Source organism: Pilosibacter sp. YYHA0881 (assembly GCF_051602715.1).
GTDB lineage: Bacteria > Bacillota > Clostridia > Lachnospirales > Lachnospiraceae > Alitiscatomonas > Alitiscatomonas aceti.
On the sequence record NZ_CP175657.1, the window covers coordinates 2,891,161 to 2,914,016 of the forward strand.

The following is a 22,856-nucleotide window of genomic DNA, read 5'->3' on the forward strand; positions in this document are numbered from 1 at the left end:
AATCACATATAAGGCTAGGCTACGAGAGATAAGTTGGCATGAAGCAACGAAGTCTAATAACTATCACCTTTGTAGTAGCAGAGTAAATGTGGCGGATATATGGAGAGAAAGAGCGTGCACCTTAAGCGTGGAGGTCTCACAGAGGTTCCATCAGCCTAGTAACAACGAACTGTGAGAAGTCAGCCGAGCCCATAGTAGTGAAGAAGTCTCTGTAATGGAGATGGAGCAAAGGGGCGAACAATCAATAAGTTTGAGTATGTCTCGGATTGCAGAAATGGCAACATCTGCCGTAACTAAGCGGGAAAAGGTGGTCAAATCAAGCGAGACGGAAAGGAAAGAACGCATGGACATATCATACCCTTTGGGTACAAGTAGTCTAATGGAGCAGATATTGTCTAGTGATAACCTCAACAGAGCATATCTGCAAGTCGTACGAAATAAAGGTGCAGAGGGAGTGGACGGAATGAAGTACACAGAACTCAAAGAATACCTTGCAAAGAACGGCGAAATCATCAAGGAACAGTTAAGGATGAGAAAATATAAACCTCAGCCAGTACGAAGAGTGGAGATACCAAAGCCTGATGGCGGTGTCAGAAACCTAGGAGTACCAACAGTAACAGACAGATTCATACAACAAGCCATTGCACAGGTTTTAACACCAATCTATGAGGAACAGTTCCATGACCATAGTTATGGATTCAGACCTAACAGATGTGCTCAGCAAGCAATTCTAACAGCGCTCGACATGATGAATGAGGGTAATAACTGGATTGTAGATATCGACTTGGAAAAGTTCTTTGACACAGTAAACCATGATAAGCTCATGACTATCATAGGTAGAACTATCAAAGATGGAGATGTTATCTCTATCGTTAGAAAATACCTTGTCAGCGGAATCATGATTGATGATGAATATGAGGATACCATTGTGGGGACACCACAAGGAGGAAATCTTTCGCCATTATTGGCAAACATTATGCTGAATGAACTTGATAAGGAAATGGAAAAGCGGGGGCTTAACTTTGTACGATATGCGGATGACTGTATTATTATGGTCGGAAGCGAAATGTCTGCCAACAGAGTCATGAGAAATATTTCACGATTCATTGAGGAGAAGCTAGGGCTCAAAGTCAACATGACCAAGAGTAAGGTAGATAGACCACAAGGGCTTAAATACCTTGGATTTGGTTTCTACTTTGATTCAAGAGCACATCAGCTTAAGGCAAAACCACACGCAAAATCAGTAGCGAAATTCAAGAAAAGAATGAAAGAACTCACCTGTCGTAGCTGGGGAGTCAGCAACAGCTATAAGGTGGAGAAACTCAATCAGCTTATAAGAGGGTGGATTAACTACTTTAAGATAGGAAGTATGAAAACTCTCTGCAAAGAACTAGATGCAAGAATTCGTTATAGGTTGCGTATGTGTATCTGGAAGCAATGGAAAACTCCGCAAAATCGAATAAAGAATTTGATGAAACTTGGAGTTGATAAGGATATAGCCTGGATTACGGCATATACAGGTAGTCGAATCGCTTATGTGTGTCAGCGAAGAGTTATGAATTTTGCAATAAACAAAGAAAGACTAACCCAATTTGGATTAGTCTCAATGATAGATTACTACACCAAGAGATGTGTTACATGTTAAGTTGATTGAACCGCCGTATACGGATCCGTACGTACGGTGGTGTGAGAGGTCGGGAAAATTTATTTAATTTTCCCTCCTACTCGATTGTTCTCTTTGGCAATCCAGTAGGCATCGGTCAGAGCTTTATAAGCTCCTTCGATGGCATCTTCGCTTAATTCGCCGCCAGCGAACATACCGGTCACTTCGCTGACCAGTTCTTCAATATCTTTCGCTGCTTTTGCGCCGCCTTTTTCATGGGCTTCTACGACATAGGTGCCGCTGCTTCCCAGCAGGTACTCGGTAGTAGTATTCAGCGCATCTGCAATCTTCTGGATTGTGACCATATTGGATGGTTTACGGCTGCCAAGCTCATAATTCTGAATTGTGCGGGCGGTTACACCGGCCTTCTCTGCAAGTTCTACCTGAGTTAAATTGGCTTCTGTTCTTTTTTCTTTCAACCTTTCTTTGAAGACCATAGAAATACCTCTTTCTTTTTTGATGACGAACACGAACATTTTTTCATAAAAACCTATTGACACGAAAAACTGTGCTTGCTATAATGACGATGAAAACACGAAATATAATTCGTGTAATTATAGTATCACAAGAAATGCTGTGTGTCAATGTGTTCGTGAAAAGTTGTTCGTGCTTTCACGAACGGAGAGGAGGAATACGGGATGCAAAGAGTGATTCTTCACTGTGATATGAATAATTTCTATGCCTCTGTCGAGTGTATGCTGAACCCAGAACTGAAGAACAAGCCGGTGGCAGTGTGCGGTTCTGTGGAGGAACGGCATGGTATCGTCCTTGCGAAGAACTATGCAGCAAAGGCGTTTGGCGTTTCCACGGGTGAGGCAATCTGGCAGGCAAAACAGAAGTGCCAGGATCTTGTGATCGTGGAGCCGCACTATGAGCAATATATGAAGTTTTCAAAATTAGCCCGTGAGATATACGGTCGATACACAGACCAGATCGAGCCGTATGGGATGGACGAATGCTGGCTGGATGTGACCGGAAGCGGCTGCATGGGAACTGGATTTGAAATTGCAGATGAGATTCGCAGAACGGTTAAGTTTGAACTGGGACTTACGATTTCCGCAGGAGTGAGCTTCAACAAGATTTTTGCCAAGCTTGGGTCGGATATGAAAAAGCCGGATGCGATTACCTGCATCGAAGCAGATTTGTTCCGGGAAAAGATTTGGTGTCTTCCGGCCTCTGACTTGCTTGGAGTCGGCAGAGCGACCGAGAAGGTTCTATCCGGTTATGGAATTCATACGATTGGAGAGCTTGCTGCAACGTCGGATGATTTCTTGGAGTGCCGCCTTGGAAAGAATGGACTGGCGATTAAGAAATATGCCAATGGACTGGATGATTCGCCGGTTATGCGTTCCGATTATGTTTCTCCGGTAAAGAGCATCGGACACGGGATAACGACCATGCAGGATTTGGAAAATAACGCCGAAGTCTGGTGTGTCATGCTGGAGCTGGTGCAGGAGATCGGAACCAAGCTACGAACACATAAGAAGAAAGCGGGCGGAATAGCGATTTCCATCCGCAACAACGAGCTTTACACGAAGGAGTGGCAGTGCCGGATTAGTATTCCGACACAAAGCCCCACCTATCTGGCGAAAACTGCATTTGCTCTGTTTGCAAAGAATTATCAGTGGGAGCATCCGATTCGTTCGGTGACGGTTCGGGCAATCAACCTGTTTGAAGAGGATTGTCCGATACAATACGACCTATTCACTGACGTGAAATCAATGGATCGCCAGGAACGGCTGGACGCAGCAATTGAGCAGATTCGATTCCGATTCGGGAAAGATGCGATTAAGAATGGGATGCTTTTTCAGAAAAGCAAGATGCCGACAGAGCGAAAAGTGGATTTGGTTATGCCGACAGGAATGATTGGTTGATACAGCACCGGTAGAATCTGGTGAGTTCTTTGCAAAAAGAAGTCAACACATTCGCCGGTTTACAGAGGAGGAGCGTAGAATATGTCGGAACAGAAATGTAGAAAAGTATATGTACCTGTGAATTTGGATGTGGATGCAGCGGGGAATATCCGCCCGCGCCTGATTCGCTGGATTGACGGACGGGTGTATGAGATCGACCGATTGAAACATAAGTGTCGGGCTGCTTCCACGAAGGTGGGTGGTTGCGGAATCCGCTATACGGTCATGATCGGTGGGCATGAGAGTTTCCTGTACAACGAAGATGAAAAATGGTTCGTTGAAGCAAAGGAGCCGTGCCTATGATCCTTTCGCAGAAAAACATAGAAGAAATCGCTGTTGCAGTGATAAGAGATTTTCAAAAGTCCTTTTTCGGCAGCGAAGCAGATGATCCGGCAAGATTCGCACTTCCGACACCCATTGACCAGTTTGCATCCGATTATCTGAACCTGAAGGTGTCATTTCAAAAGTTGTCCTCGGACGGAAGCATCTATGGTCTGACTGCGTATGTGGATACAGAATATCAGATAGAGGTTGATGGAAGTCAGAGGAGCATCTTCCTGAAAACCAATGATGTGGTTCTAGACAAGAGTTTCATTGAACCAGCGAATATCCGGAAACTCTGCGGAAAACGCAGATTTACGCTGGCGCATGAGTGCGCTCACCAGATACTGTTTCAGCTGGATTCCGATGACCGAAAGATAGCCTGCCATAAGAGACCGGAAGTGCGAGAAAATGGCTCTCGCGTCCTAAGAACGCAGGAAGATTGGAACGAATGGCAGGCCAATACGCTGGGAGCTGCCATTCTGATGCCTCAGTCAGAAGTGGATCGGGCGATGTGGTTCATTAACAGCAGAAAGCCTCTGACCTGTTATGGATGGCGTTTTTACGACAGTGACCAAGTGAAGATAGATGCCTTCTGTGGTGTCTTTGGTGTTTCGAGATCAGCAGCAGCTATCCGATTGGAACAACTGGGCTATCTGAACCGGAAAAAGGATTATGAATATCGTGATCCATTGGAGGTGTGGCCATGAGCAGGAATATCAGAGTATCGGAACCATCTGCGGAAATGCAGATTAAAATCATCCGGGCAAAGGATGCGATTGCTTCCCAAAAGCCCAGGACTGTCAGGTGTCCTTATTGCCGACATAATTCAATCATCGTCTTTGAGGATACCAGAGGACATGTGCAGACCAAATGCAAGGCCTGCGGACGCGAGACCGTTTTCAATGTTTTGGAGATGAGAAGATTACGGAGATTGCAGCTCTACTATTCGTCTTTGAATGGTTGAGATGACAATAAATAACCCTATTAACACAATTTTATAAGTCATAGCTGTGCTGTGGAGCCGCTGACAGGCGAAGTCTTCCGAATGCCGCATGAGACAGAATTATGGAATACCCATGTTCTGTTTTATCGGCACAGGATTTTTCTTCACCGTCATGCGGCTCCTTTTTTGACCTTCCGCTGGTCCGGTTCTGTACCGGCTGTGCGGAAGGAGAAACATATGTATTTTGACGCAAAAGAGTTTGGTAAGAGACTTCACGATGTTCGTACTTCCCGTGGCATTACACAGGAGGAACTGGCTGTTCGCCTGGGACTGGCAAGCAAGCAGCATGTCAGCCGTATGGAGAATGGAGAGCGCAGCTGCTCCATTGATTTGCTGATCGAACTGTCCTGCCTCCTCCATGTCAGCACGGATTATCTTCTGATGGGTAGTGAGCCAAGCAAAGAGGAAGTCAAAAATGACCTTCTGAGCATTATTTCGGAGCTGTCTACGATTGCGAAGAAAATCTAAAAAGAATTTTGGCAATCCGTAAACATCACATGCCTCGTTGGGAAACCGACGAGGCATTTTTCAGCTGAATCAGACGATACGGAGCATACACCGTTCCCGCAGCCTGCGCTCACCCTCTTTTTCCTCTCTGGCTTTCTCCCTATACAAAGAAAAGCAAACGGCACACAGGAGGTTTTATCCTCAAAAAAAAACCGAAACGCAACATAAAAGAAGCCCAGCACCACGCTGTTCAACGTGATGTTGGGCTTCGTACTTAGTTCCATTCCTCAGCCAAGAGGAAATCACGGATATTTCGGTGCTTAATCCCGTTTCGACTCATATCAAACTCATCGAGCGAAACAACGTACTTCGGGAAGTTGTCTCGAATGTTATCATATGCGCCAAACTCACGGTTGACCGTTTCTTCCGATGCCAGCAGATAGGTGACCTGAACATACAGCTTTTCGCCGCGCTTGTCGCATACAAAATCAATTTCCTTATCGCCTGTTCTGCCAACGGTCACTTCATAGCCCCGGCGCAGCAATTCCAGATACACGATATTCTCCAAGATGAGATTGATGTCCCGCATATTGCCGCCAAAGACCGCCTCGCGGATGCCGTGGTCGGCAATATAATACTTCTCATTGGAGGCAAGGATCTGTTTACCCTGCAAATCTTCCCGCTTCACCTGATAGAACAGGTATGCTTCGCAGCAGTATTTGATATAATTCAGGATCGTCTCCGGGGCAACGGTACGCTGCTCGTTTTTCAGAAACTTCGCAAGCGAGGTCGCAGAAAAGGTCGTACCCACATTGGCAATCACATAGGCAATGATCCGTTCCAGCAAGTCAACATCCCGGATTTTATTCCGCTTCACGATGTCCTTGAGCTGGACAGAGTTGAATAGATCATGAAGGTATTGCTTGGACGGAGCATCTGCATAGCGAAGGTTTGCGAGGTAGGGCATACCTCCGGCAAGCAGGTACTTTTGGAAACACTGCTGGATGGGCGCATCGGGCACAATCGAACGGTAAAGCTCCATGAACTCCCCGAATGAGAACGGGTAGATCACAAACTCCACATACCGACCGCCCAAATAAGTTGCAAGCTCACCGGACAGCAGCTTTGCATTGGAGCCGGTGATGTAGATATCACAATCCAGAGAAACACGGAGAGAGTTGATGCACTTTTCCCAGTCCTTGACCTCCTGTATTTCATCAAAGAACAAATAGACCTTGCCATCTATTTCGGCGGCTCTTGCGGTGATCTCGTCATGCAGAGCCTGTGCGGTTTGCAGGTGGGAATAGCTCATATCTTCAAAGTTGATGGAGATAAACTGTGTCGGGCTGATGCCGGACTCCGTGAGTTCCTGCTTGATCAGCTCCAACATGACCGACTTCCCGCAGCGGCGAATACCGGTCATGACTTTAATCAGCTCTGTTCCGATAAAAGGACGGATACGGCTCATATACAGTTCTCGTTTGATCATAAGTCTTAGCCTCCTTTCCGTGGCTGACTATAGTATAGCGCACTTACAGGTGAATCTCAATGGCGAAATTGTAAATTTATAAGTTATAACTGATATAATACAAAACTCGACGAGAAATTTCAGATAAGCTTTGGCGGAATGAGGACGGTTCTCGTAAATGTCGATTACGTCCTTAAACTACACGCCCAATACACGATATAAAGGCGTGGAATATGGAGAATAATATACAGCATAGATGTAAATATTGCTTGGATATGTGGACTATTGTCCTTGAAATGCTCCTTTAAATATGATATCATTAGTTCGGATAAAGCGAAATAATGAAATGGAGGCTCTGACATGATCGTATTAGACCTTGAGTTAAAGGGAATTTATGGATTCAATGATTTTCATATCAATTTCAGTTATCCCAAAAAGATTGTCAATTCGATTATCGATCAGGAATATCTGAAAGGAAGAGAGCGGTTTCGCTATAAGAAGGCTGTAATTCTTATGGGTGCAAATGCTACAGGAAAGACCAGCCTTGGAAAGGCTTTGCTTCGTATTTTCGGATATATGACTGATGGAAATCCAACACCGCTGTATGATATGGTTGCAGGCGATAAGGGATACTTCAGTATTGATTTTGTAAATGGTGATTACCGCCTGCAGCGGTTGTCAGCTCAGATTGATGCTTCTAATCAGGAGATTGACATTCAGTATCAGACCGCAGACATTGATACGATGGATTCGTATGAAAAATGTGTAAAGAAGCTGAAAAATCAAACGATAGAGGCAACCAGAACCGCTACAGCACTTAAGAAAATGGTAGGTGCTGTTCGATATCGTTTTGCATATCCTGAAATAGAAAAATCTTTGAAACTTACAGGTGCAAATATAAGCATTTTGTTGAAGACACTGCGTGCTGTTATTGGAACGCTTGATCCTACATTGCAGGACGTTAGTTTATCAAAAGATTTGAAGGATACCTTTATTATTCGGCGCGGTGGAACGGAAATCATCATTCAGGAAGGTAAACTGCTGAATCGGGAGATACTGTCCAGTGGTACAGCAGAAGGAATAGATGTCGCAATGTTCCTTGCTGCAATGGCGACAAAAGAAAGCAGTTTCTATTATTGTGATGAACATTTTTCTTATATTCAGAGCGATATTGAAAAACGGATTTTCGGTATTATGCTGGATCGTATCGGAGATGATGAACAGTTGATTTTTACAACGCATAATACAGATATGCTGGATTTGAACCTGCCGAAACATAGTTATGTGTTTTTGCGTAAGCATCTGGAGGAAGATGTATATCAGGTTTCTGCTGTTTCTGCATCGGATGTACTGAAACGAAATACAGACTCTTTACGCTGTGCGGTCGAGAATGATGTGTTTGCCTCGCTTCCGCAGGATTCCCTTTTGGACGAGTTGGAAATGTGGTATTAGGCGCAATATAACTGCTGACGGCATTGAATCTTGGTGGCTAACTTGGTGGATATCTTGATGGGTGTCATCCTCTAAGTTATCATGGGTTGTATCATGGGTTGCGTCATAGGACTTATCATTGGCTTTGCCCATGATAGAGTGATCCTGAGTGATTTGCTGATCGAACTGTCCGGCAATCAGTTATTCGAAAATCTCGAATAACTGCTGCGGACGGCAAAACCTACAATACCAATCACTATAACTGAGCGCCATCACTGCCGTGGGCAATAAGGTGGATACAAAGAATCAAAACTGTGTGTGGGATGTCCGGCGATTTATCTTGCTCACTAACTTGGTCACTAACTAAGTTTTTCTGACTAAGTTGGTAATTTACATTTTTCAAGATGACCCTGAAATCTGTTGCTGTTGGGGAAATTTCATGCGGTGGAACAGGTCAGCAATCACAAGGCTTTCGCCGTATGGAACGGATACTTTATGGTGTCAAAAACAATTTGGAAAATAAAAACGAAAAATCCGTTGATATTTTCTGATTTGTGACGTATAATAAGGCTGTAAGAAAATAAAAACGAAAAAGCCGTTTTTAGAGGAGGACTATCTATGAAAATACTCCGCATCACCGCACAGGGACTCCCATTATTCAAAAAAGACCTGGATATTTGTTTTTATACGCAGCAACGTGTTTGCGAAGAGGACAAAGACAGTCTTTACCGTTTGACGGATAACTACTATCTCCACTCTGCCTGTGCTTTCATTGGAATTAACGCATCTGGCAAGACCTCGGTATTAAAGGTCATTAGCTTAGCCTTAAATATTGTGAAAAATGAGCCTATCAATCATGTGGAGGCAAAAAGTATTCTTGGCGGAGCGAAGAAGGCTACAATCCGCACATATTTTTATGATAAGCGCAGCTACGTCTGCTGCTTGGAAACTGTAATTGCAGCAAAGAAGTCGAAAACAGGGGAATATGTGTATTCGATTCTGTCTGAAAGCCTTTGGGAAAAACCGATTGCAACCGTTAAGTCGAAAAAGTATCTGACAGATTTTACAGGAATGAAGCCTGTAGAGCAGCGCAATAGCGATGAAGCATACCTTTCTGATGATGTCAGCTTTGTCATTGCACATAATAAAAAGGTGAATGATACAGTGGAAATATTCAGCTTGCTTTCCTATACAAATGTGAATGTGCTTCCATTTACCGAAGATATTCCATTGGAGGTAATTGCATTTCTCGATCCAACCATTGAGAAATTGTGCTTTGAGCAGACAGAGGGAAAAACATTTATCCACTTGAAGTTTAAGGATGAAGAAGAGATTATCCTGAATAATGCGGCAGACCTTGAGCAGTATCTGTCCTCTGGTACGATTAAGGGCATTATTACATTCTCGATGGTAAAGGAAGTTCTTCATTCAGGTGGTTATCTTCTGGTAGATGAAATAGAAAATCATTTCAACAAGGAAATTGTAACGACCTTAGTGCGCTTCTTTATGGACAGCCGACTGAACAAAAATGGCGGAACGCTTATTTTCACTACACATTATCCGGAACTGCTGGATGAATATGACCGAAATGACGGAATTTGTATTGTAAGAAACCGTAACGGCATTACAGCAGAAAATTTGAGCTATATATTGAAACGTAATGATATTAAAAAGAGTGATGCCTACCAGAGCGGCTTCCTTGAAGGAACAACGCCAGCATATGAAGCGTATATGCGCTTGAAGAAAAGCCTGGCTGCTTCAATCAATTAAGGAGGCAGCAGAATGGAATTAGCAAAATACAAGGCGTGTATATGTGAAGGCTCTGCCGAAGAAGCTATTATCGACATACTGGTTGATAATGATCTTCTGATTTTCAAAAGAGAAGAAATGTTGGAAGAACGTGTTATCCGTTGCAGAAGTGCTAAACGATTTGAGGAGCGATACTTACGGAAGGGATTCGATGAGCAGATTTCTGTGATACGGATTTTGGATTCTCGCAGAGAGGAATTTCGATTGAGTAAAGCATATGAGCAGAAAATTGACGTGGTAAATGTCATTACTGCTCCAGAAATTGAAATGCTGATTATTCATGCGGAAGGAGCATATGATCAATTTAAGCGTTCTGGAAAAAAACCAAGCGAATTTTGTAAAACAAATCTTCGGATGCATGATGTGAAGTCGTATGATTTTGTGAAGCAGTATTTCAGTAACCCTCAGCTCTTGGTGAAAGCCATAAAAGAGTATCGCAGAACAGCAAATATCCCCAAAGGAGAATACAGCTTGTCTGATTTGCTGAGATGAGCTTTGCTATTTTGATACATTGGCCGTGACTCAAATGGTCACCAAGAGATAAACGGGTACCAGTTTACAGAAAACAGAATAGAATCGTCTTCGATGCCTCGTTGGGAAACCAACGGGGTATTTTTTCTTGCTCCAATCCGGCTGCATAGGACACTGAAAAAGTCAAAACGAACCGTAGGTAGTCCTGCAAGGACAACCAAAGTGCGCCTACGAGGCCAACGCGAAACCGAAGGATTCTTGTTAAACTTACTTTGTAAGGACGAAAGTCCGGATGTCCCTTGAAAACTGAATACTCATTCTTCAGGTACATTCCTGTTTGGTCGAGCCTTCGACTGCACGCCATGAAGCCCATCGGGGCGATAGCGGTTTCGCAGAAGCAAATGCCGGATTGCAACCGGCGGCGGTGTAAAGCCAGACAGGGACAATGATACTTCCGTAATTCGCGGTCCGGCCATAAGGAAGGCGGGATGGTTAAAGTCCAATGGAGCAGTGAAGCACACTGCCGCCTGTGAGAAATCCTACATCTCTGGGGTGATAAGAAAAAGTACAGAGAAACCATATTTTCAGAAAGCACTGCTGGGTGCTGTATCAGCATGATATCTGGCAGGCTTTATCCATATCAGTGTATGGAGATTGGAGACAACAGCAAATGAAAGAAAACTGGGTTTATCGGCGAGGTGATTTATATCTCGCCAATCTCGGTGTTCCGGTCGGATCAAAGCAGGGCGGTGTTCGTCCTGTTGTGGTTCTTCAGAATGATGTCGGCAATTATTATGCGCCGACGATCACGATTGCTCCGCTGACATCAAAAATTGAGAAGAAGCGAAAGCAGCCAACGCATTTCTTTCTCCGTAAAGCAAAGGGACTGGCAAAACCTTCTATGGTATTGGCAGAACAGCTCGACACCTGTGACAAGGTATGCGTGATTCGCTATCTTGGGCGGGTAAGTAAGGGGCAGATGCGTGGAATTGACGAAGCTGTAAGGATTCAGCTTGGATATTACATTCCGGAACAGGCAGAGAAAAAAAGACAGGGCAAATGCCGAAAGGATGGCGAAGAAGGCGATGGATAAACTGATTACAAGGAAAGAGGCAGCCAGTATACTGGGAATTAGCGTTAAAACACTGGATGCTGCAAGAACAGACGGTTTGATCTCCTATGTTCAGTATGTGGAAAACGGCTGCGTTTATTTCACAGAAGTGGGGATTCAAGAGTACATTGCAAAATGTACGCACCGTGCAAAACCGATGGAACGTGCTGCGACATATCGCAAACCTCGAAGCTTTCGGCGGTGAAAATCGACATCGTTGAGTATTGACGATGAATCCGCAATAATGAAGGCATCAACAGGAATGGAGGTAATGATATGGCGGCAAGAAGAATGATGCTTCCCGATTATGGTACGGTGAGCATGAAGGGAACGCAGTATTATCGAACCCGTGTAACAGATCAGCAGGGACGGAGGGTTTCCTTATATGCAAGAACAAGAGAGGAACTGTACCAGAAGGAACAGGAAGCGATCCAGCAGATTGAGAACAAGACGTATCGCCGCAGTACACCCACGGTGGAAGAGTATTGCGAGAAATGGCTGCTGATGCAGTCGGCACAGATTAGGATGACAACGCTGATTGACTATACATCGAAAGTGAAGAACTACATCATTAAGCCCTTGGGCGATATGCATATGGGAGATGTAACAGCAGATGACATTCGCCTGGCACTGTTGGCGGCATCGAAAAAGTCGGCATCCGTGTACAAATCCGTGAATGTTCTATATAAGTGTATTTTCACGGCAGCAATGGAGAGCAAGATTATTGATGAGAATCCGACCATCTATCTGAAGAAGAATGTGGGCGGGATTCCGCAGAGGGATCGCCTCCCGCTTACGGATGAGCAGGTGGATAAGCTGCTGGATGCCATTTACGGCTTGCCGCCGTATGTGTTTGTAATGCTTGGGCTGTACGCAGGATTGCGGAGAGAAGAAATCCTCGGACTTCAATGGGATTCAGTGTATCTGGATTGCGAGGCTCCGTACCTTACCGTTCGGAGAGCCTGGCATACGGAGCATAATCGTCCGGTGATTCTGACAGAGCTGAAAACAAAGGCAGCGCATCGGAATGTCCCTCTTCCGGACAATCTTCTGGAATGCCTGAAAGAGGCAAAGAAGACATCGACATCAGATTATGTGGTTGCAAACCGGGATGGAGACCCTTTGTCCTATACGCAGTTCAAGAGATTATGGCAGTATATCGTAACCCGTACCACCAAAGAACGCTGCTATTATCGCTATGAAGATGGCAAGAGGGTAAAGCATACGGTGAAGCCGGTGCTGGGGCAAAAGGCAGCACACAATGGAAATGTGGTTTACAGTCTGGACTTTGAGGTGACTCCGCATCAGCTGCGGCACACCTATATTACGAATCTGATTCATGCTTCGGTTGATCCGAAGACCGTTCAGTATCTTGCCGGTCATGAAAGCAGCAAGATCACCATGGATATTTACGCCAAAGTGAAATATAATCGCCCAGAGCAGCTCGCAGGAGTGCTGGAAGATGCTTTTGCATCGTGGGATTAAGAGTAAATCAGAAAAAACTTGGGGCAGGGATGGTCAAAAATCCCTGCCCTTTTTACATACATTCGACATCCTTGAAGGAAGTGGTGTACGCCATGATAATAAAAGTGACAACACGCAATGTATGAAGATAGATAGGAGGAGAATACATGGCTAAAAGGAAAAAGCGTCCTGCTGAACTTCCGGAATACGGAACAGTGATGATGAAAGGGGTACAGTATTACCGTACCCGGATTACAGATGCAGACGGAAAGAGAGTGGCGATTTATGGACTGACACGCGAAGAATTGTATGACCGGGTGGAAGATGCCCAGAAGAAAATCGCGGAAGTGGTTTTCCATAGAGAGAATCCGACTGTGGAGGAGTATTGCGAAAAATGGCTGCTGATGCGGTCAGGAACAGTAAGAACCAATACGTTGGAAGGATACGCGCGAATGGTGAATCGGTACATCGTGGGTCCGATTGGACAGATGTATATGGACGAGGTGACCACAGATGACCTGCGGCTGCTGATGGTTCCACTCTCAAAAGGTTCTTCCGGAATGTATGGTCAGCTCAATATGCTGATTAAGAACATTTTTAATTCGGCAGAAGAGAGCAAGGTAATCAAAGAGAATCCATCCAAAACGATTTGCGCAAGAGGCGGAAAGCCTGCGAAACGACGCGAGGCGTTGACGGATGAACAGACTGCCATTTTGCTGGAGAGCATTCGTGAGCTTCCGCCGTATGTCTTCGTGATGATCGGCTTGTACGCGGGATTGCGTAGAGAAGAGATTCTTGGATTGAAATGGGACTGCGTATTCCTGGATGAAAAAACGCCGTACATTTCCGTAAGGCGTGCATGGCATGTGGAAGGCGGTAAGCCGGTAGTCAACACACTTTTGAAGACACCGGCAGCGAAGCGAGATGTTCCGATTCCCAAATGCCTGGTAGCCTGCCTCAGGGAAGAAAGGGAAAAATCAGAATCGGAATATGTGATCTCGAATTCGAAAGGAACTGTTTTGACGGAAAAACAGTTTGTGAGGGTCTGGAAGTACATAACAGTCCGTTCTACCGCAGAACGCTGTTATTACACCTATGTAAATGGACAGTCCATCAAGCATAGAATCAAGCCAAGGCTTGGTGAGCATCAGCCGAATAATCCCAAGCTGGTGTATACGATGGACTTCAAGGTGACTCCGCACATGCTGCGGCACACCTACATCACCAATCTGATTTACAAAGGTGTTGATCCTAAGACGGTGCAGTATCTGGCAGGCCATGAGAACAGCAAAACAACTATGGACATCTATGCGAAAGTCAAGTATAATAAACTTGAGGAATTAAGCAGCGTTGTGAATGCTGCATTCGGGCTGCGTTAAACTGCACCAAAAATTTCGCGATTTCGTGGGTTTACCTATGGGTTTACTGAGAGAGGAAAGCCCGAAAACCCGCATGAATACTGGACTTTTTGGATCAAGGACAGGTGAGTACGGCTTAAAGGCAGCTCGTCGCGCTCCGCAGTTCAGCAAGCGTTAATTTCTGGCGGCCAGACAATTTCAAACGGTATTTTACAGCCCTCCCGGGATTTCTTCCGGGAGGGTTTTTGTGTCACAGGAACCTGTGCCCTATGACATCCCCCCCCCCGCTGCGGGAATGTATATAGGTGATATAGTTTCCATTTTTGGCACAGATCAGCTCTCCATCCGGACAGGAAGCCAGAAGCTGCTGTAAGTTCTGGATCTCTTTTAGTAAATGGTTCTTTTGTTCAAGCATTTTATGATACAGCAATCGGATCCCTCCTGAAAATATGAAATGATATGAGAAGTGAAACAGAGAACAGGCTGTCTGTACAGTCAGGGGACGTTACGAAACGCCGTCCCCTGCTGTCATATTTTTATAAAGCCCATAGACCATCCAGGTCATGGAGACCGTAAAGAAGATCTCCAGGGCGCTGCTGACGATCCCTGCCAGGATAAAAAGAAAGGCAGAGACGGCCACGATGATCCCGATCCCCCAGAGATATGGCCTGTATTCCCTGGGATCCCTCTGGTAAAGCTTTAGGACCGTAAGGAATACGCAGAGGATCAGACATGCGGCGGCCAGAAAGGCGAAGACGATGTGAAGGTAAGCCTTTAAGGGGAACATTTCCGGCAGATAGGGCGTGGTGACGGCAAAGTCCAGGAGCACCAGGGCCAGAGGCACCAGCCAGGTTCCCGCGGGCTTTTCCGGCATGCGGCGGAAGATCTTTCTTAAACAGACGAAGAAATAGATCCCGACCATAAGACCCCAGAGGACAAAGGCCTCGTTCCGGCCCGCAATATTCCCGAGAACGGAGAAGTTTGTGGTAAACCAGTCGCTTCCCGCCACAAAGAGGAGGGTGTAAACGGGGATCAGGATATAGGCAGTGAACGTGATCAGCATGGAGTTCTCCTTTTCTGGAAATTCTTACGCCGGATCCCATGTAAAAGGAAGAAACTCCAGAAGGCACCCGGCGAATGGATATTGCAGACATTGTAGCATAAATACCAGTCCGGAACAAGCGGGTGAGATTTCCACATGTATACCCATAAAAAGCCTTTGCTGTTTCAAGGCCGGTACAGGGGACTGCGCCGGCTCTCTTCTGCCGGTTGATTTTTTTCCCGGTCCGCGGTAAGATGGTAGCACGGCGGCAGAGGAAAGGGCCGCCTTTCATGACAGGAGGAACACAGACATGTATAATGAACTGACTAAAAATGACATAAAAAAGATGGAGGAGGAGATCGAGTACCGGAAGCTGGTGGTCCGTAAGGAGGCCATTGAAGCAGTAAAGGAGGCCAGGGCCCAGGGAGATCTCAGCGAAAACTTTGAGTATTATGCAGCCAAAAAGGATAAAAACAAAAATGAGAGCCGGATCCGGTACCTGGAACGGATGATAAGGACCGCAAAGGTGATATCTGACGATTCAAAAGAGGATGAGATCGGGCTTTATAATACGGTGGATGTGTATTTTGAGGAGGACGACGAAACAGAAACGTACAAGATCGTCACCACAGTCCGGGGAAATTCCCTTAAAAACCTGATCAGCTCCGAGTCGCCTCTGGGAAAGGCGCTGCTGGGCCATAAGGTGGGCGACCGGGTCCATGTACAGATCAATGATAAGGCAGGGTATGATGTGATCGTAAAAAGGATCGAAAAAACGGTGGACGATGGCAGCGACGCTCTGAGGAGCTTTTAAAAACAGCAGCGGACGGCTTTAAGACGGAGGAAAAGGCTTTGGAAATATGCAGGGAAGCATTGGAAAGAAGACAGGAAGACAAGGCAGGGATGGGAGTGGGTCATAAGGACCATGGCCGGACGATCCTGGGAATGCCCCTGGGGCTGTATCTGGGGGTACTGGCGCTGACATCGGCCTGTATGTATACGGGCTGTGTACCCAAAAGCCTGGTACCGGCATTTCTGGTGCTGATGGTGTTCGGGGAAGGGCTGAATGCCATTGGAAATACGGTGCCGGTGGTGAAAACGTATCTGGGCGGTTCAGTGATCTGCATCCTGGGCGCGGCGGCCATCCAGGCGGTGGGATTACTGCCGGAGCAGACGTATGCGACCATGGATTTTTTCATCAATGACAGCGGGTTCCTGATCTTTTATATTTCAGCGCTGATTACGGGGAGCCTGTTTAACATTGACCGGAAGCTTCTGCTGCGGGCCACGGTGCGGCTTCTTCCGGTGGCGGCGGCTTCTCTGGCTGTGGGGATCCTGGCTTCGGGACTCTTTGGCATCCTTCTGGGCCAGGGCTTCTGGGGCGGGATCCTGTACCTGGGAGTGCCCATGACCAGCGGCGGCATGACTGCGGGCACAGTTCCCCTTTCGGATATATATGCCCAGGCCCTGGGAGCCGACCCCTCGGCCATGCTGACGAAAATGGCTCCTGCCACAGTCCTTGGAAACTGTGTGGCCATTATTTTCGGCGGCCTGCTCAATAATCTTGGAAAGAGGCGGCCGGAGCTTACGGGAAACGGGATCCTGGTCAACGATGGCCGGCCGGTGAAGAAAACGCCTCCCATGAAGCCGTCCTTTGGCTCCTTATGTACGGGAATGGTCATAGCTTTTGCTTTTTACCAGCTGGGGGCGGTGCTCCATAAATTTGTGCCCATGATCCCCACCTACGCCTGGATGATCCTGGCAGTGGTCCTGGTGAAGGGAACGGGGATCCTGTCAGAGACCCTGGAGGACGCGGCCAGAGAGTGGGGGCAGTTTGCCATCAACAGCTGGACGGCGGCAGCCCTTACGGGGATCGGATTCACGCTGATCGACCTGAATTCGATCCTGAAGACGCTGACGGTTCCCTATCTGCTTGCGGTGGCAGCAGTGGTGGCTGTGATCACGCTGACGGCGGCAGTTCTGGGAAAACTGGCGGGATTTTATCCTCTGGAATCTGCCATTGCGGCCGGTATGTGCACCACCAACATGGGAGGCTCTGGAAATGTGGCCGTTTTAAGCAGCGCCCACCGCATGGAGCTCCTTCCATTTGCCCAGATCGTTACCAGGTCCTGCGGGGCTCTGATGCTGACCCTGGGAGGGATCCTGGTGCAGCTGGTGGGATAGCACGTTTTTCTTGCCAGAAACTTCCTTATATGATAAGATATCCGTAATTCAAAAACAATATTATCAGATTTCTTAAGGGAGGGAGCCTATGTATCAGATTTCTAATTTTACAGACAACGATGATGTGAAGATCATTTCCAGGCTTGGGGCGTTCCAGGTGATCGAATACCAGCGGGATCTCAGCATCACTCCGTCATCGGCAGTCACAGCCTTTTACAGCGCCCAGATGAATGTGAAAAAGCGTCAGCTGGTCTGTGATCTGAGCCAGTCTCCGGTTACGATCCAGGCGGGAGCCATGCAGTGGATGCTGGGAAACGTGAACGCCACCACCGGGATCAAGGGCGTGGGGGATTTCTTTGGAAAAGCTGTACGGGGAAAGGCCAGCGGGGAATCCACCATTAAGCCGGAATATACAGGAAACGGGATCCTGGTACTGGAGCCCACCTACCGGCATCTGATCCTCCTGGATGTGGCTGACTGGGGCGGCTCTGTGGTCCTGGACGACGGCCTTTTCCTGGCCTGTGAGTCCAGCCTGAAGCACAAAGCAGTCATGCGGGCCAACCTGTCCTCGGCCGTGGCCGGAGGAGAGGGACTGTTCAATTTAAGCCTCAACGGAAACGGTGTGGCGTGTATCGAGGCCTCCTGTCCCAGAGAGGAGTTGATTGAGATCCGCCTGGATAACGACGTTCTGAAGGTGGATGGGAATTTTGTGATCGCCTGGAGCAGCACTCTGGACTTTACGGTGGAGCGGTCCGGAAAGAGCCTCATCGGCTCTGCGGCCTCTGGAGAGGGGCTGGTGAACGTATACCGCGGCACAGGAAAGGTCCTGATGATGCCAACGGCCAATATGCCCAATATTTAAAAAAGAGGCGGGATCCGGTTCTGATATGTGGGGATAACGGCCATAAGCGGGTATTCTTTTAGAGAAACACCCGCTTTTTTCAATCGAAAACAGAGTGATATCCTGACCAAAAACAGTAAAATTAATGATGAAGCATAATAAAACAGGTTATTTTATTTCCCTGGCGGCCGGAATGGCGGCGGTGCTTCTGCTGTTCTGCGTTTTCCTGGCCAGCCGGGATGATTCCAGGCTGTTTTCCGCCGGGGAGCTGGCTGGAAGCGCTCTTTATATTGAAAATCATACATGTCCCAGAACGTTCAGCGCGCGAAGGGTTAATGAGGAAGAGGTGTGCGAAGAAGTGATCTCTCTCTGCAAAAGCCTAAAAAAATTCCGGTATATTGCAGTGACAGAGATGATACTGGGATGCGTCATGGATGAACCTAGGACGGCAGTATTCCTGTGCGGAGAGGAATACAGGATCCAGATCAGCTTTTTTGATCCGGAAGGCCAGCTTTCCTATGATTCCGCGCACAGGGAGAACCCGGTCGTAATCGCTTCCAGAAGCGGGCCGGATGGTAAAGAGATCTGGGGAGGCTACTGCACGCTACCGCCGGACGATTATGCGAAGCTGTATGACCTGGTCTATGGCTATGAGGAAGGGGAGCTGGTGAGAAAAATTGAATGAGAGAAGAAAAATCTGGAACCATCTGCTCTTTTTCCTGGCAGGAGCCGTAATGATGGGAGGGATCCTGGCAGCAGGCGGCAGATACGGCAGAAGGGACAGGGTATTTTCACGGGGAGAGCTGGAGCGGGATCATACACTGTACTTCCACAATGTGACCTGCAAGGCAGAAACCGATGTCTGGACGGTCGAAGAGGACGACGTTTTTAATAAGGCAACCGGCTACTGTATGGGGTTAAAGCGGTTCCGTCCGCTGACAGCGCTGGATAGCAGGAACGGCGAAGGAAGTACGGATCATCATAGCCCTGTGATCCTGCTGGAAGGGAGAGAGCAGTGTTACCGGATCGGATTTTACTATTTTTCAGAGCAGACGGCTCTGGACTTCCAATACCGTGAGGAGCCGCTGATGGTAGTTTCCTGTTATACGCCGGAGGGGGAGTTCCTTTGGGAATGGTTCTGCAAGATGCCGCCGGACGATCACGTTCTGCTGTACGAGCTGGCCCAGACATATGTGGGAGACCGGGCCGGGATCGTGAGCCGGGAGATCCTTGGGGATTAAATTGTTTATTCACCGATTGAAGCAAACAGCTGACTGATAAATTCAAATGCTTGAATTGCTTTTTTAAAGCTCTGGCGATCCGATGTATAGAGCAGATCCTCATGAAGTGTTTCGTATCGGCTACGAATTTCATCGTTGAAATACTGTTTCCAGTTTTCAAAGGCATATGCCCTCATCGGATCATATTCTTCAGAAATATTACGTTTCTGAAGATAGAGGCTGTCGGTTTCTTTTGTAAGGCTTAAAAGCTGCTTCAGATGTTCCGTATCCTTTAGGAATTTTTGGATGTCACTGCGATCCAGAAGGACTGTAACATCGTATATGTGACGCACCTTTCGTGGAAGCGTTCCGCAGATTGCATGTCTCTTAACAGACATCACCTTATCCAGGAAGGTTCGTGTGATATCAAGTGTATTCACATTGACTTCCTGCAGATCGAATTCTTCTACAACATTATGCATGCCTTTTGCGTCAAGGTATTCCTGAATATAGGTTTTCATACTTCTCTTTGAAAAAGGGTCCGGTCTGACACTGGAGCCAATCTCCAGCTTTATGCGACAGGTTTCCCGGCTTTCATTTTCAGGCCAGACATATGCGCTTTTGTTCCGGTCATTACGCTCAGCCTCTATTTTCTCCATCAGAAAACCAGCTGAGATCGTATTCTCAATCCTTTTTAAGGCCCTGCTGTATTTTTTATTATTCATATCCTCTACAGGTATGAAGGTCAGATCAATATCCTCAGAAAAACGATTGATAGACCCTGGGTAACATTTACTGAGAGAGGTCCCTCCCTTAAACACACAGGCTTCGGCGTATTCGCTGTTTTGAAGATTTTGCATCATTTGAACAATATAGTAATCCCTGCGGACTGCATCGGCAGGGACTCCAATATAATCTGCTGAGATAGCGATCAGTTCTTCAAATTCTTCTCTATGCTTGTGCAGGTTCATAGAATTCCTCCATTTCCGGAATCGCATATGATGAGAGTGCTGATAAGAACTGGCATAAGGTGTTTTCAACACCAAAGTAATTCAGAAATCTCTCCAGAAATGCAATGGTTGATTTCTTATACTTCCGATTTTTAAGGACAAATACTGCGGCAGTATCAGAGTATCCAAGTGCGAATTCTCTCATATATGCAGCCAGTGCGGATTTACTGATATCTTCAATGGACTTATAGTTCTGAAGAATCTCCAGTGTTTCAATTACCGGGATCGTATCCTGCGTCAAAGCAACCCCACTGTATGTCACGCAAACGTTATTGATATTTTTCTTTTGCTCTGAAATGGCAGAAGAAAGGATCTCAACCCGTTTACTGATCTGTGTTGTCAGTTCTTTCTGATTGTAAAGTCTGTAACCAATTACAATGCCTTTCCCATCACTCGTATAGTGACCGACAATTTCTTTTTCGCTGATCGGAATTGCTCCAAATCGTGATTTCTTTGGTCTGTAATATAAGCCTTTGGCAAGATGTACAAGGGAGCCTTGCCTGCTCATTCTTTCCAGTGTTTTATAGTAGGTCATCTCAGGAATAGTGCCGAATGATCTTTGATATAAAACGCTTGCTTCCAGAAGCTTATTTTCAGGCTCCTGCCCGATCACTGTCTTGATGTATTCTGCATAGCTGTTCATACGCCACCTCCCTAACATCATTATATTTCAGACATATAAAATGTCAAGTAAAATTTATTTTTCCTTGACACATGTTCCAAGGAAAGTTTTCTGGAAAATCTTGTGCAGAAAATAAAAATGTGGTAGCCTGTAATCAGAAAAGAATCTGTTGCAGAAGGAGGGATCCGGGATGTTTGACCTGTTCGACATATTATTTCCAATCGTTTTTTTCATGGTCCTGGGGACATTCATCATGACCATAGCAAAGGGGCTCAGCACCTGGAATAAGAATAACCACTCGCCGCGGCTGACGGTGGAGGCAGCGGTCACAGCCAAGCGCATACATGTGACCCATCACCGCCATGCCAATGCGGGAGACGTTTCGGGGGCCCACGGCTTTACGGACACATCCTCCACGAAGTATTTTGTCACCTTCCAGGTGGAAAGCGGAGACCGGATGGAGCTTTCCGTTTCCGGGCCGGAATACGGGATGTTAGCTGAGGGAGACACAGGACGGCTTTCTTTCCAGGGAACCAGGTATCTGGGCTTTGAGAGAGATTGAGAATGGAGATTAAAGGATGAGATTAAGGAATGTACTGATCGTTGTGAAGGACATGGAGCGGTCAATAAAGTTTTACCATGACCTGTTCGGCCTGGACACGGTGGTGGATCAGGATGGAAACGTGATCCTGACGGAGGGCCTGGTGCTCCAGGATGAGAAGCTGTGGAAAAAGTTCCTGGGGCGGGAGGTGATCCCGGAGAACAATTCCTGTGAGCTGTATTTCGAGGAGCGGGAGTTTGACTGCTTTGTGGAAAAGCTGGAGCGCCTGTATCCGGAGGTACAGTATGTGAACCGGCCCATGACCCATAGCTGGGGTCAGAGAGTGGTCCGGTTCTATGATCCAGACGGGAATCTGATCGAGGTGGGAACGCCAATATGATGCCGGAGGAAAGAAGAAGGAGGAAGAAAAATGGACTATAAGATCCTGCGGCTCACAGACCAGCCGGAGTTTAAGGAACAGGCGGCCCGGTGGTTCCATGAAAAATGGAGGATCCCCCTGGAGGCGTATATGGAGAGCATGGAGGAGTGCCTGGAGGAGAAGGGCACGGTTCCCCAGTGGTATATGGCGTTGGACGGGGAGAGGATCATCGGCGGCATGGGAGTGATCGAGAATGATTTTCATGACCGGAAGGATCTGGCTCCCAATGTGTGTGCTGTATACACAGAGGAGGACTGGCGGGGCCGGGGCGTTGCCGGCTCGCTGCTGCGGTACGTGTGCGCGGACATGAAGGAAAAGGGGATCGATCCTCTGTATCTGATCACCGATCATACTTCTTTTTATGAACGGTACGGCTGGGAATATCTCTGTATGGTACAGGGAGAAGGGGAAGCGGAAAAGATAAGGATGTATATCCACAGAGGGAAGGAATAATCCTATGGAAAAAAGGGTGTAGATCAGGGAGATTGCAGGATA

General features: G+C 46.8%; 25 protein-coding genes. 20 read left to right on the forward strand and 5 right to left on the reverse strand.

The features are described from left to right. Positions 1 to 361 precede the first annotated feature (361 nt). Entirely contained in the window at positions 362 to 1,645 is a 1,284-nt protein-coding gene (ltrA, locus tag ACI6NM_RS13660) for a group II intron reverse transcriptase/maturase (protein WP_195277079.1), read from the forward strand. 59 nt (positions 1,646 to 1,704) lie between these two features. Here the strand turns inward: ltrA and ACI6NM_RS13665 are convergent, their stop codons facing one another. Next, the gene (locus ACI6NM_RS13665; RefSeq protein ID WP_262426946.1) at positions 1,705 to 2,100 is read right to left on the reverse strand and encodes a helix-turn-helix domain-containing protein; all 396 of its coding nucleotides are present in this window, start codon (positions 2,098 to 2,100) and stop codon (positions 1,705 to 1,707) included. A gap of 201 nt (positions 2,101 to 2,301) precedes the next feature. Here ACI6NM_RS13665 and ACI6NM_RS13670 point away from each other — a divergent pair, with 201 nt between their 5' ends. The 4 genes from ACI6NM_RS13670 (at position 2,302) to ACI6NM_RS13685 (ending at position 5,371) form a co-directional block, all read left to right on the forward strand. After that, positions 2,302 to 3,537 (forward strand): DNA polymerase Y family protein, encoded by a 1,236-nt coding sequence (locus tag ACI6NM_RS13670; RefSeq protein ID WP_262426947.1) that lies wholly within the window; start codon positions 2,302 to 2,304, stop codon positions 3,535 to 3,537. 81 nt (positions 3,538 to 3,618) lie between these two features. Then, a complete protein-coding gene (locus tag ACI6NM_RS13675; RefSeq protein ID WP_262426948.1) occupies positions 3,619 to 3,879 on the forward strand; it encodes a hypothetical protein in 261 nt (86 codons plus the stop codon). After that, positions 3,876 to 4,607 (forward strand): ImmA/IrrE family metallo-endopeptidase, encoded by a 732-nt coding sequence (locus tag ACI6NM_RS13680; RefSeq protein WP_262426949.1) that lies wholly within the window; start codon positions 3,876 to 3,878, stop codon positions 4,605 to 4,607. The genes ACI6NM_RS13675 and ACI6NM_RS13680 overlap by 4 nt, the downstream gene beginning before the upstream one ends. 473 nt (positions 4,608 to 5,080) lie before the next feature. Then, positions 5,081 to 5,371 (forward strand): helix-turn-helix domain-containing protein, encoded by a 291-nt coding sequence (locus tag ACI6NM_RS13685; protein ID WP_262426950.1) that lies wholly within the window; start codon positions 5,081 to 5,083, stop codon positions 5,369 to 5,371. Between the two features lie 253 nt (positions 5,372 to 5,624). Here ACI6NM_RS13685 and ACI6NM_RS13690 read toward each other — a convergent pair whose 3' ends face one another. After that, a complete protein-coding gene (locus ACI6NM_RS13690) occupies positions 5,625 to 6,839 on the reverse strand; it encodes an ATP-binding protein (RefSeq protein ID WP_262426951.1) in 1,215 nt (404 codons plus the stop codon). A gap of 339 nt (positions 6,840 to 7,178) precedes the next feature. Between ACI6NM_RS13690 and ACI6NM_RS13695 the strand changes: the two genes are divergently transcribed. The 7 genes from ACI6NM_RS13695 (at position 7,179) to ACI6NM_RS13725 (ending at position 14,483) form a co-directional block, all read left to right on the forward strand. Continuing rightward, positions 7,179 to 8,270, forward strand: coding sequence for an AAA family ATPase (locus ACI6NM_RS13695; RefSeq protein WP_262426952.1), 1,092 nt, complete (start codon positions 7,179 to 7,181; stop codon positions 8,268 to 8,270). Between the two features lie 597 nt (positions 8,271 to 8,867). Next, a complete protein-coding gene (locus ACI6NM_RS13700) occupies positions 8,868 to 10,019 on the forward strand; it encodes an AAA family ATPase (protein ID WP_147598673.1) in 1,152 nt (383 codons plus the stop codon). Positions 10,020 to 10,031: 12 nt separating this feature from the next. After that, the gene (locus ACI6NM_RS13705; RefSeq protein ID WP_147598672.1) at positions 10,032 to 10,550 is read left to right on the forward strand and encodes a hypothetical protein; all 519 of its coding nucleotides are present in this window, start codon (positions 10,032 to 10,034) and stop codon (positions 10,548 to 10,550) included. Positions 10,551 to 11,199: 649 nt separating this feature from the next. Continuing rightward, complete coding sequence (locus ACI6NM_RS13710) at positions 11,200 to 11,622, forward strand: type II toxin-antitoxin system PemK/MazF family toxin (protein WP_097783096.1); 423 nt, start codon at positions 11,200 to 11,202, stop codon at positions 11,620 to 11,622. Then, positions 11,615 to 11,845, forward strand: coding sequence for a MerR family transcriptional regulator (locus ACI6NM_RS13715; protein WP_002576363.1), 231 nt, complete (start codon positions 11,615 to 11,617; stop codon positions 11,843 to 11,845). The genes ACI6NM_RS13710 and ACI6NM_RS13715 overlap by 8 nt, the downstream gene beginning before the upstream one ends. 71 nt (positions 11,846 to 11,916) lie before the next feature. Then, the gene (locus ACI6NM_RS13720; protein ID WP_262426953.1) at positions 11,917 to 13,125 is read left to right on the forward strand and encodes a tyrosine-type recombinase/integrase; all 1,209 of its coding nucleotides are present in this window, start codon (positions 11,917 to 11,919) and stop codon (positions 13,123 to 13,125) included. A gap of 146 nt (positions 13,126 to 13,271) precedes the next feature. Next, positions 13,272 to 14,483: a tyrosine-type recombinase/integrase gene (locus ACI6NM_RS13725; protein ID WP_262426954.1), complete on the forward strand. Its 1,212-nt coding sequence runs from the start codon at positions 13,272 to 13,274 to the stop codon at positions 14,481 to 14,483. A gap of 484 nt (positions 14,484 to 14,967) precedes the next feature. Here ACI6NM_RS13725 and ACI6NM_RS13730 read toward each other — a convergent pair whose 3' ends face one another. After that, a complete protein-coding gene (locus ACI6NM_RS13730; protein WP_215653455.1) occupies positions 14,968 to 15,525 on the reverse strand; it encodes a hypothetical protein in 558 nt (185 codons plus the stop codon). 289 nt (positions 15,526 to 15,814) lie between these two features. On the opposite strand from ACI6NM_RS13730, the gene greA reads away from it, so the two are divergent. The 5 genes from greA (at position 15,815) to ACI6NM_RS13755 (ending at position 19,770) form a co-directional block, all read left to right on the forward strand. Continuing rightward, positions 15,815 to 16,318 carry a transcription elongation factor GreA gene (gene greA, locus ACI6NM_RS13735; RefSeq protein ID WP_022273568.1) on the forward strand — a complete coding sequence of 168 codons (504 nt, stop codon included), beginning with the start codon at positions 15,815 to 15,817 and terminating at the stop codon, positions 16,316 to 16,318. Between the two features lie 38 nt (positions 16,319 to 16,356). Then, positions 16,357 to 17,688, forward strand: a complete 1,332-nt coding sequence (locus ACI6NM_RS13740; RefSeq protein ID WP_438500920.1) for a 2-hydroxycarboxylate transporter family protein — start codon at positions 16,357 to 16,359, stop codon at positions 17,686 to 17,688. Between the two features lie 88 nt (positions 17,689 to 17,776). After that, a complete protein-coding gene (locus tag ACI6NM_RS13745; RefSeq protein ID WP_022273566.1) occupies positions 17,777 to 18,550 on the forward strand; it encodes an AIM24 family protein in 774 nt (257 codons plus the stop codon). A gap of 124 nt (positions 18,551 to 18,674) precedes the next feature. Further along, positions 18,675 to 19,214 (forward strand): hypothetical protein, encoded by a 540-nt coding sequence (locus tag ACI6NM_RS13750; protein ID WP_262426956.1) that lies wholly within the window; start codon positions 18,675 to 18,677, stop codon positions 19,212 to 19,214. Next, the gene (locus tag ACI6NM_RS13755) at positions 19,207 to 19,770 is read left to right on the forward strand and encodes a hypothetical protein (RefSeq protein ID WP_262426957.1); all 564 of its coding nucleotides are present in this window, start codon (positions 19,207 to 19,209) and stop codon (positions 19,768 to 19,770) included. The genes ACI6NM_RS13750 and ACI6NM_RS13755 overlap by 8 nt, the downstream gene beginning before the upstream one ends. Before the next feature lie 5 nt (positions 19,771 to 19,775). Here the strand turns inward: ACI6NM_RS13755 and ACI6NM_RS13760 are convergent, their stop codons facing one another. Continuing rightward, positions 19,776 to 20,720, reverse strand: a complete 945-nt coding sequence (locus ACI6NM_RS13760; protein ID WP_337810770.1) for a nucleotidyl transferase AbiEii/AbiGii toxin family protein — start codon at positions 20,718 to 20,720, stop codon at positions 19,776 to 19,778. Next, entirely contained in the window at positions 20,701 to 21,402 is a 702-nt protein-coding gene (locus tag ACI6NM_RS13765; RefSeq protein ID WP_158357829.1) for a hypothetical protein, read from the reverse strand. The genes ACI6NM_RS13760 and ACI6NM_RS13765 overlap by 20 nt, the downstream gene beginning before the upstream one ends. 169 nt (positions 21,403 to 21,571) lie before the next feature. On the opposite strand from ACI6NM_RS13765, the gene ACI6NM_RS13770 reads away from it, so the two are divergent. Genes ACI6NM_RS13770 through ACI6NM_RS13780 form a run of 3 tightly spaced genes read left to right on the forward strand, consistent with a single transcriptional unit; the run spans position 21,572 to position 22,814 of the window. Continuing rightward, positions 21,572 to 21,943: a DUF2500 domain-containing protein gene (locus ACI6NM_RS13770; protein ID WP_337810945.1), complete on the forward strand. Its 372-nt coding sequence runs from the start codon at positions 21,572 to 21,574 to the stop codon at positions 21,941 to 21,943. Positions 21,944 to 21,959: 16 nt separating this feature from the next. Continuing rightward, positions 21,960 to 22,322 (forward strand): VOC family protein, encoded by a 363-nt coding sequence (locus ACI6NM_RS13775; protein WP_022273561.1) that lies wholly within the window; start codon positions 21,960 to 21,962, stop codon positions 22,320 to 22,322. A gap of 30 nt (positions 22,323 to 22,352) precedes the next feature. After that, a complete protein-coding gene (locus ACI6NM_RS13780) occupies positions 22,353 to 22,814 on the forward strand; it encodes a GNAT family N-acetyltransferase (protein ID WP_337810944.1) in 462 nt (153 codons plus the stop codon). Positions 22,815 to 22,856 lie beyond the last annotated feature (42 nt).

What these genes read in the sequence shown, in the direction of transcription:
- ACI6NM_RS13665 (WP_262426946.1), bottom strand. Translation starts at nt 2,100, where the DNA reads ATGGTCTTCAAAGAAAGGTTGAAAGAAAAAAGAACAGAAGCCAATTTA.
- ACI6NM_RS13670 (WP_262426947.1), top strand. Translation starts at nt 2,302, where the DNA reads ATGCAAAGAGTGATTCTTCACTGTGATATGAATAATTTCTATGCCTCT.
- ACI6NM_RS13675 (WP_262426948.1), top strand. Translation starts at nt 3,619, where the DNA reads ATGTCGGAACAGAAATGTAGAAAAGTATATGTACCTGTGAATTTGGAT.
- ACI6NM_RS13680 (WP_262426949.1), top strand. Translation starts at nt 3,876, where the DNA reads ATGATCCTTTCGCAGAAAAACATAGAAGAAATCGCTGTTGCAGTGATA.
- ACI6NM_RS13685 (WP_262426950.1), top strand. Translation starts at nt 5,081, where the DNA reads ATGTATTTTGACGCAAAAGAGTTTGGTAAGAGACTTCACGATGTTCGT.
- ACI6NM_RS13690 (WP_262426951.1), bottom strand. Translation starts at nt 6,839, where the DNA reads ATGATCAAACGAGAACTGTATATGAGCCGTATCCGTCCTTTTATCGGA.
- ACI6NM_RS13695 (WP_262426952.1), top strand. Translation starts at nt 7,179, where the DNA reads ATGATCGTATTAGACCTTGAGTTAAAGGGAATTTATGGATTCAATGAT.
- ACI6NM_RS13700 (WP_147598673.1), top strand. Translation starts at nt 8,868, where the DNA reads ATGAAAATACTCCGCATCACCGCACAGGGACTCCCATTATTCAAAAAA.
- ACI6NM_RS13705 (WP_147598672.1), top strand. Translation starts at nt 10,032, where the DNA reads ATGGAATTAGCAAAATACAAGGCGTGTATATGTGAAGGCTCTGCCGAA.
- ACI6NM_RS13710 (WP_097783096.1), top strand. Translation starts at nt 11,200, where the DNA reads ATGAAAGAAAACTGGGTTTATCGGCGAGGTGATTTATATCTCGCCAAT.
- ACI6NM_RS13715 (WP_002576363.1), top strand. Translation starts at nt 11,615, where the DNA reads ATGGATAAACTGATTACAAGGAAAGAGGCAGCCAGTATACTGGGAATT.
- ACI6NM_RS13720 (WP_262426953.1), top strand. Translation starts at nt 11,917, where the DNA reads ATGGCGGCAAGAAGAATGATGCTTCCCGATTATGGTACGGTGAGCATG.
- ACI6NM_RS13725 (WP_262426954.1), top strand. Translation starts at nt 13,272, where the DNA reads ATGGCTAAAAGGAAAAAGCGTCCTGCTGAACTTCCGGAATACGGAACA.
- ACI6NM_RS13730 (WP_215653455.1), bottom strand. Translation starts at nt 15,525, where the DNA reads ATGCTGATCACGTTCACTGCCTATATCCTGATCCCCGTTTACACCCTC.
- greA (WP_022273568.1), top strand. Translation starts at nt 15,815, where the DNA reads ATGTATAATGAACTGACTAAAAATGACATAAAAAAGATGGAGGAGGAG.
- ACI6NM_RS13745 (WP_022273566.1), top strand. Translation starts at nt 17,777, where the DNA reads ATGTATCAGATTTCTAATTTTACAGACAACGATGATGTGAAGATCATT.
- ACI6NM_RS13750 (WP_262426956.1), top strand. Translation starts at nt 18,675, where the DNA reads ATGATGAAGCATAATAAAACAGGTTATTTTATTTCCCTGGCGGCCGGA.
- ACI6NM_RS13760 (WP_337810770.1), bottom strand. Translation starts at nt 20,720, where the DNA reads ATGAACCTGCACAAGCATAGAGAAGAATTTGAAGAACTGATCGCTATC.
- ACI6NM_RS13765 (WP_158357829.1), bottom strand. Translation starts at nt 21,402, where the DNA reads ATGAACAGCTATGCAGAATACATCAAGACAGTGATCGGGCAGGAGCCT.
- ACI6NM_RS13770 (WP_337810945.1), top strand. Translation starts at nt 21,572, where the DNA reads ATGTTTGACCTGTTCGACATATTATTTCCAATCGTTTTTTTCATGGTC.
- ACI6NM_RS13775 (WP_022273561.1), top strand. Translation starts at nt 21,960, where the DNA reads ATGAGATTAAGGAATGTACTGATCGTTGTGAAGGACATGGAGCGGTCA.
- ACI6NM_RS13780 (WP_337810944.1), top strand. Translation starts at nt 22,353, where the DNA reads ATGGACTATAAGATCCTGCGGCTCACAGACCAGCCGGAGTTTAAGGAA.